The organism is Streptococcus sp. 2154 (assembly GCF_013277255.1).
Taxonomy (GTDB): Bacteria; Bacillota; Bacilli; order Lactobacillales; family Streptococcaceae; genus Streptococcus; species Streptococcus pseudopneumoniae.
In genome coordinates this window covers 1-7,667 of the sequence record NZ_VMMK01000040.1, presented here as the reverse complement: position 1 = coordinate 7,667, position 7,667 = coordinate 1, and the positions used below count along the sequence as shown (strand labels likewise).

The following is a 7,667-nucleotide window of genomic DNA, read 5'->3' as shown; positions in this document are numbered from 1 at the left end:
CTTCCTAGTTTGCTTTTTGATTTTTATTGAGTATAAAATACAAGAAATACCTCGATTTTCAAGTCGAGGTATCTTTTTTTACATTTGGACAATCTTGCGATAACTTCTTGAAGTAATCATGAAAATCAGCACATAGGCGATGAGGAAGATAGCGCAGATAGACAAGGTCACAATCAACATCATATTCGTATCTATTACACCAATCACTTTTAAAATCAGACTAAGCATATGGTAGGCAAAGGCTAGATGTATGAAGGCAAAAAGCAAAGGAAGGAAGAAAACAGTTAAAACCTGTTTGTTGATGGTTTGCTTGATTTGCTTTTGATCTAAACCGACTTTCTGCAAGATAATAAAGCGTTCACGGTCTTCATAGCCTTCAGAAATTTGTTTGTAATAGATGACCAGAACGGTTCCGACCATAAAGATAATGGATAGGAAAATACCGATAAAGAAGACACCACCAAAGAGGGCACTCATCTGAGAACTAGCATCTGCTAGATTGCTACCATAAACATAGCTACCTTCTGTGTCTAATTGAGCATTAAATTGATTGAGGTATTTTTCATACTCCTCAGCGACCTTGAGTTGTTCTTCTTCACTGACATTTATTACATTCATACCACCGTAAAACTGATTATAGATAGCCGAATCTGGGAATTGATCCAAAAAGGCTTGTAAATCAGGAACAACAAGGTAATTGTAATCAGTAGTCAAGATATTAAACTGATTTGGAACATGGTTCACAATGAAATCTTTATTAAATTCTTCTTTGACAGAAAATTGATGATCATTTAGAGTTAGAGCTTTCTGTCCTTTCAGTCCGTCATTTTTGGCAAAGAGACCAACCTCATTTCCTGATAGAGACAGTTTTTGACCAGTCATATTTTCATAATCTTTTTGGTCAAATACCATGAAAACTGTTTTTGGTTGGACACGGTTTTGTCCTTTTTCAAAAATAGTTAACTTGGTTCCTTCTTGATTTGCAATACCAAAGTTACTGTAACGAAGCACTTCTTTCTCTTTGACACTATAACCTTTGTCACTTGCAAACTGGCTCAAGAGTTTGTCCAAATCTTCTTTTTCAACATTTTTTCCAGTAATGCCAAAGTCATGCGGATTCATCACTTTTTTAAAGGATTCTGAGGCATTGAAAATACTAGTCGCTGCTGACATGGTTACCAAAACCATTGTTGACAAAATAGCGATGGTTGCTAGTCCAACCGCATTTTTCTTCATACGGAAAATCAAGTTGGAAACAGAGATGAGGTTATTAGGTTGGTAATAGTATTTCTTGTTTTTCTTTAAGATTTGTAGGAAGACTGTAATCCCTGCATTAAACAATAGATAAGTACCAAAAATAACCAGCAAAACAGCTAGGAAGAAAGTTGTTAGGGCTGTAAGAGGATCGGTTACCGTAAGGGCAAGATAATAGCCAATCCCTAAACTTATGGAACCAAGAATAGTTTGGAGAGGTAGGAAACGACCTCTTTTCTCTCCGCTTGCTTTCTCACACGAGAGCTGGAGGGCATTCATACGGGCGATTCGAAGGGCATTCAGGAACATGAGCCCTAGGAAAATCAATCCAAAGACAACAAGTACTGCAATGACAACATTCATTTGGAAGGTAGCGACCAGCTCAACCTTCAATTTCATCAGTTTGAGCAAGAAAGCGAAAATCAACTTGTCAAACAAGGCTCCAATACCGATACCCGCTCCAACAGTTAGAATCCCAAATACCACTAACTCCTTAAAGGTCATACTGATAAGATGACGCTTCTCCAAGCCCAACATGCCATAAATTCCTAGTTCCTTGGAACGGTTTTTCATGACAAAACTATTGGCATAGAGGACGATAATGGCTGACGCAAGGGTAACGACAAACATACCAAATCCAAGTGTTGCTTGAATGGTGGTTCCTCCACGGATTTCAGCAATCTTGGGATTGAAGGTTAGAGAGTAAAAGAGATAGGTGACAGTGACTGCCAAGAGAACAGCCAGCGCAAAAGGATAGTAGAGCTTGCGGTTTTTAATCAAGTTCGATACCGCTAACTTATTAGTTAATCGAAACATACTAATTCACCTCGCTTGCCATGACAGTCAAGGTATCAGAGATTTCTTGGAACATCTGACGCTCTGTCTTCTCTCCACGGTAGATTTGATTGTAAAGAATGCCGTCCTTGATAAAGAGTACACGTTTAGCTCTGCTAGCTGCTGCTGTTGAGTGGGTTACCATGAGAATGGTTTGGCCGCGCTCATTGATTTCATCAAAAACATCAAGAAGAGCTGCAGAGGACTTGGAATCAAGGGCACCTGTTGGCTCATCCGCAAGGAGAATTTCAGGTTCTGTGATGATGGCGCGTGCTACTGCTACACGCTGTTTCTGACCACCAGAAATCTCGTAAGGGTACTTCTCTTGCAATTGGTTGATACCTAGATTCTCAGCTGTCACCACCAATTTCTTCATCATCTCCGTAATAGGTCTTCTTGACAAGACAAGCGGAAGCAAGATATTGTCCTTAACAGAAAGAGTATCTAGCAAGTTAAAGTCTTGGAAGACAAAGCCTAATTTTTCACGACGGAAGCTAGAAGCCTGTGAATTTTTAATGGTTGCGGTGTCAGTTCCATTCAAGTAAACCTGGCCACGAGTTGGTTTATCCAGCATAGCTAGAATATTGAGCAAAGTTGATTTACCAGAACCAGACTCACCCATGATAGCAACGTAGTCTCCCTTTTCTACGGTAAAGTGAATATCCTTGAGGGCCTCTACTTGGTTGCCCTGAAAACGAGTTTTATAAATTTTTTGAACGTGTTTTACATCTAAAAGTGTCATGAGAATCTCCTTTCTTAATATCCCATCAAATGAAATGTTGCTTGCATCATAGCGCATCCCAGCTGAACGCGCTCGATTTCTTTGTGGCTTGGTTGTTTTGAAAATTTTTCTTGAAATAATTTTTTCATGTTCTTACTCCTTTTTCTTTATGAGTCTAGTTTACATCAAAAAAAGACCGCTTGCCATAACCTAACCTTACAAAAGAGACTTTAATCTTACATTTTTGTAAGATTGGGGGAAATGTAAGCAAAATTACTTAGAAAATGATTTGATTTCCTATTTTTAAAATTGTAAAATATAAGTGTGAAAAGGCTTACTTTGGAAAGGAGGAAGCGGAAACTAACATTTGAGTAAGCTTACCTAGATAACATACCATTAAATTTAACACTTGCAAGTCGATCAACCTATAAGGAAAGAAGGTGCGCTTTAATGAAACACAAAGAACATATACTCATCGGACTTCTCTATCTCCTCTCTCCATTCATCGGTCAGCTCTTAGTTGAAAAAACATACTTTATCGGTACAGAATTTACAGCTACTGCTTATGCTATTTGCTGGCTATCAGTTGTTATCAGCATCCACCATTTTTCAAAAAATGTATTGTCTCAGCAAGAAAAAACAGATTAAAAAACTGAGTTTAAAATAATATTTTTAATTTGTATATGAGGCTGAGAAAATCTTATTAAAAGTAAAAAAGCTTTAAATCAAGCAGTTTAGACTATTGATTTAAAGCTTTTTGCGTATTCCAAATCTTTTGTAAAACCTCACCAAAACCAGCCTTCATTATCGTCAATGGCTTGAGCTTCTTTGCGTTTACGTGGGCCTGTTCCGTACATTTCTGCTTCGATTTCTTCCTTGGTTGGCATGATAGAAGCTAGGATGATATAGATAATCACCCCAAGTCCAAAGTTTGCGACTGTAAAAATGGCAAACAGAAAACGTACAAGGGTAACATCAAAGTTCCACTTGTCTGACAGACCTGCTAAAACTCCTGAAATCATGCGATTTCGTCTCATTTTATAAAACTTACTGTTCATGATATTTCCTCTTTCTGCTAGGTTAGACATAGTATATCACGGGTAGGCTCGGCTTTCATCAGTCCTCAGGCTGATTTACTAGTAGCAACTTTCCTCGACAAACTCCACAGCGATAGCGTTTGGTATCAATCCTTCGCTTGCGATAATAAGTTTGCTGGCAGGATTGACAACGATAGAGCTTGATTGGCTTGGAGTTGCTATTTGGCAAGGTTGGCACAAAGCGTAATCCATCCACTGCTTTCAACAGTTCCTTAAAATCCCGATCCTTGTGTTGATAGCCCTTTCCTTGAAAATAGAGGTGATAATGACAGAGTTCATGTCGGACAATTTTCCTAAAAACGTCCAACCCCAGTTCCTGATAAACCTTGTGATTAAAATCCAAATGCCCATCTTTGGGGAAAAATCGCCCACCTGTCGAACGTAGACGCCTATTCCACTGGGCATGATGGATAAAAGGTCTGCCGAAGTCTTCTAGCGAAACCTGCTTGACGTAATCAGTTAGATTCATCTGGAGCTAGGAGCGACAGATTGACTTTTTCACGTTCAGTATCAATTTTCTTGACCCAAACGGTCACCAAATCTCCAACTGACACCACTTGGCTAGGATGTTTGATAAATTTGCGACTCATGTGGGAAATATGAATCAAGCCGTCCTCGTGAATTCCAATGTCAACGAAGGCACCGAAGTCAACGACATTACGCACCACACCCTCTAGCTTCTGCCCAACCACTAAGTCCTTGATATCCAGGACATCTTGGCGAAGCATAGGTGCGTCAAAGGAATCACGGAAATCTCGACCTGGTTTGAGAAGATCTGCAATGATATCTTTAAGAGTTTCGGGACCAAGGTCTAGCCCTTGCGCCATTTCCTTGACTGAAAGAGACTTGAGTTTGCCTTGGGCTTCTTCATTCAGGTCCTTAATGTCCAAGCGTTTGAAAAGTTCCTTAACGGCAGCGTAATTTTCTGGGTGAACTCCAGTATTATCGAGGATATTGCTACTTTCAGGGATACGGAGGAAACCAGCAGCCTGTTCAAATGCTTTGGCTCCCAGACGAGGAACTTTCTTAATTTGGGCGCGTGAAGTGATTTTTCCTTCTTCCTCACGGTATTTGACGATATTTTCAGAGATGGTTTTATTGAGTCCAGCTACGTGTGAAAGAAGAGCTGGGCTGGCCGTATTGATATTGACACCGACTTGGTTTACCACTGTATCGACAACAAAGTCCAGACTCTCAGACAATTTCTTCTGGCTGACATCGTGCTGATACTGGCCAACACCGATTGACTTAGGATCGATTTTAACCAATTCAGCAAGGGGGTCCTGCAAACGACGGGCGATAGAAATGGCAGAGCGTTTTTCAACGGTCAAATCTGGAAACTCCTGACGAGCAAGTTCACTGGCAGAATAGACAGAAGCACCACTTTCATTTACGATGACATAACTAACCTCAGGAAAATCTTTCAGAACTTCCGCCACAAAGGCTTCACTTTCACGACTAGCAGTACCATTTCCGATGGCAATAATTTCCACGCCATATTGACCAATCAAATCTACCAGATCTTTCTTGGCTTCTTCGATTTGACGAGCTGATGCTGGTTTAACAGGATAAATGACCTGTGTTGTCAGCATTTTTCCTGTTGCATCCACGACAGCTAGCTTGGCACCTGTACGAAAGGCAGGGTCAAATCCAAGAACCACGCGCTCTTTCAGTGGAGCAACCAAGAGGAGATTGCGTAGGTTGTCCGAAAAGAGTTGGATAGCCCCTTCTTCCGCTTTTTCAGTCAATTCTGTCCGAATACGGCGCTCGATAGCAGGTAAGACTTTTTTCTTAACCGATTGCTGAACAACTTCATCTATATAGGCATTTTTCACCTTGAAACGAGCAGCAAAGAAAGCTAGAATACGGTCTGTCGCATGTTCGAAACCGACCTTCAAGACACCTAGCTTCTCCCCACGATTGAGGGCCAATGTACGATAGCCCTGCATATTTCCAACTGTCTCTGAAAAATCATAATAAATCTGAAAAACCTGCTTTTCATCAGGACTTTCATCCTTGACTTGCGAAGTAAGTTTAGAGTGTCTCAGCACCTCCTGATAAGTCATGGCGCGCAGTGTCACATCTTCCGATAAGGCTTCGACTAAGATATCAACTGCACCAGCCAAGGCATCTTTCCCAGTCACAAATCCTTCACAGATGAACTTTTCAGCCTCTTTCTCTAAGTCAGTTACATTCTGCAAAATCAGGCGAGCAAGTGGGAAGAGTCCAGCTTCACGAGCAATGGTTGCCTTGGTTCGACGCTTTTCCTTGTAAGGTAGGTAGAGTTCTTCAACGTCTGCTAATTTTTTGGCAGCTAAGATAGCTTCTTCCAACTCCTTGGTCAACTTGCCTTGTTCTTGAATCTTAGCTAAAACAGCTTCCTTGCGGTCATTGAGATTGGTCAGACTTTTATCCAAGTCGATAATGGCCTTAATCGCCACCTCATCCAGACTACCAGTCATGTCCTTGCGATAACGCGCGATAAAGGGGATTGTCGCCCCTTCTGCTGTCAAACTTAGAACAGTATCGATTTGCTTTAACGTCACTCCCAAATCTTGGGAGATTTTTTCATATTTTTTATCCATGAATCTATTATACCACAAGCTAAACATTTCAAATTAACTCGTAGAACATTTAAAAAATATGTAGGGAATAGATTTATATGCTATAGCGCAATAACTGGTACTTAAAGAGCATTGCCACCTTTTTTTAACCAAGCCATGATATCAAAAGTATTTAATGGATCAGACATAATAGCCAGTTCTGGAAGATGTTCCTGACCTGGAATAACACATTGACTTTTCAAATTTTTATATGGACGATTGACTAAAATTAATTTATTAGAATAAGGAAGATTATCCATCTTATTTAAAATTTCTTCACTAGCTGAATCTTTATTATCAAATTTAAAATATAGATTATCCCAATTTATGCGTTTTTTCTTTTTTCCCACTTAGTCCGTGCTTCTTCAATACTAGAATAATGTAGAAAATGAATATCTATATCCCCTAAGTGCCCCAAAGGATAAACTTCATGGGTCCAGCTCGGTGAAACAAGTTCCTCTTCGAAAACAAGTTCTTGTTCCATATAGTACCGAAAATCCTTTGTAAGTTTATAATAATCATCAGGAAGAATAAATAAACCAACAAAAGGTGTTCTATATTGGCTTTACAATAATAACTTCTATATCTTTAAATGTTTGTCTATCAACTATTAATAAAGACTCTAATAAACTATTTTTATCTCCTTGATGTAATAAAATAACACTGATTAAGCAAGTCAATTTTACTACCTCCTATAATTTTCTGATAATGATTTTCTTCTTATTTCAATTATATAATCATTTAGTTTTAAAAAAAGCGTTCCAAACATTCAAAAATAGTTGAGACTTCCCTTAATAAATCTGTTACTTTCTTTTTCAAGATAGCCCAAGCTTGCTCAATAGGATTCAAATCCGGTGAATATGGCGGTAGAGGTAAGAAAAAGTGTTTATCTTGGATGCAGAGTTCATCCAAAATGTTCTTGGGATCAAAACTAGCATTGTCCATGATAATAACATGAGGTGTTTTCAAAGCAGGTAGGAGTTGCATTTTGAACCACTCCACAAAGAAATCGCTTGTCATGCTGTTCGTGTAAATCATGGGAGCTATAAACTCTCCGTCTACTTGTTCTGCAACAATAGAAGTTCGCTCAAAACGACGTCCGCTAATCTTTTCATAGACTTTCTCTCCTCTAGGAGCACATGCCTAAGGACGATAGAG

Annotated in this window: 6 protein-coding genes and 2 pseudogenes; 1 reads left to right on the top strand and 7 read right to left on the bottom strand. The window is 39.4% G+C overall.

What is annotated here, in order from left to right; translation table 11 throughout:
* Positions 1-78: 78 nt before the first annotated feature.
* Both HT693_RS07665 and HT693_RS07660 read right to left on the bottom strand, forming a co-directional pair.
* On the bottom strand, positions 79-2,070 hold the full coding sequence (locus HT693_RS07665; protein ID WP_138705068.1) for an ABC transporter permease: 1,992 nt from the start codon (positions 2,068-2,070) through the stop codon (positions 79-81).
* A gap of 1 nt (position 2,071) precedes the next feature.
* Positions 2,072-2,830: an ABC transporter ATP-binding protein gene (locus tag HT693_RS07660; RefSeq protein WP_000173372.1), complete on the bottom strand. Its 759-nt coding sequence runs from the start codon at positions 2,828-2,830 to the stop codon at positions 2,072-2,074.
* Between the two features lie 429 nt (positions 2,831-3,259).
* Here HT693_RS07660 and HT693_RS07655 point away from each other — a divergent pair, with 429 nt between their 5' ends.
* Positions 3,260-3,457: a hypothetical protein gene (locus HT693_RS07655; protein ID WP_050223462.1), complete on the top strand. Its 198-nt coding sequence runs from the start codon at positions 3,260-3,262 to the stop codon at positions 3,455-3,457.
* Positions 3,458-3,594: 137 nt separating this feature from the next.
* On the opposite strand, the gene HT693_RS07650 is transcribed toward HT693_RS07655, so the two are convergent.
* The 5 genes and pseudogenes from HT693_RS07650 to HT693_RS07630 all read right to left on the bottom strand — a co-directional run.
* Positions 3,595-3,867 carry a PspC domain-containing protein gene (locus HT693_RS07650; protein ID WP_001085044.1) on the bottom strand — a complete coding sequence of 91 codons (273 nt, stop codon included), beginning with the start codon at positions 3,865-3,867 and terminating at the stop codon, positions 3,595-3,597.
* Positions 3,868-3,925: 58 nt separating this feature from the next.
* The gene (locus tag HT693_RS07645) at positions 3,926-4,375 is read right to left on the bottom strand and encodes a SprT family protein (RefSeq protein WP_001054507.1); all 450 of its coding nucleotides are present in this window, start codon (positions 4,373-4,375) and stop codon (positions 3,926-3,928) included.
* Entirely contained in the window at positions 4,362-6,491 is a 2,130-nt protein-coding gene (locus HT693_RS07640; protein WP_138705070.1) for a Tex family protein, read from the bottom strand. Before HT693_RS07640 ends, HT693_RS07645 begins: the two co-directional genes overlap by 14 nt.
* Before the next feature lie 101 nt (positions 6,492-6,592).
* A pseudogene (locus HT693_RS07635) lies at positions 6,593-7,071 on the bottom strand (DUF1919 domain-containing protein); the annotation flags it as partial.
* 185 nt (positions 7,072-7,256) lie between these two features.
* Positions 7,257-7,667, bottom strand: a pseudogene (locus HT693_RS07630) (transposase); the annotation flags it as partial.

What these genes read in the sequence shown, in the direction of transcription:
- HT693_RS07665 (WP_138705068.1), bottom strand. Translation starts at nt 2,070, where the DNA reads ATGTTTCGATTAACTAATAAGTTAGCGGTATCGAACTTGATTAAAAAC.
- HT693_RS07660 (WP_000173372.1), bottom strand. Translation starts at nt 2,830, where the DNA reads ATGACACTTTTAGATGTAAAACACGTTCAAAAAATTTATAAAACTCGT.
- HT693_RS07655 (WP_050223462.1), top strand. Translation starts at nt 3,260, where the DNA reads ATGAAACACAAAGAACATATACTCATCGGACTTCTCTATCTCCTCTCT.
- HT693_RS07650 (WP_001085044.1), bottom strand. Translation starts at nt 3,867, where the DNA reads ATGAACAGTAAGTTTTATAAAATGAGACGAAATCGCATGATTTCAGGA.
- HT693_RS07645 (WP_001054507.1), bottom strand. Translation starts at nt 4,375, where the DNA reads ATGAATCTAACTGATTACGTCAAGCAGGTTTCGCTAGAAGACTTCGGC.
- HT693_RS07640 (WP_138705070.1), bottom strand. Translation starts at nt 6,491, where the DNA reads ATGGATAAAAAATATGAAAAAATCTCCCAAGATTTGGGAGTGACGTTA.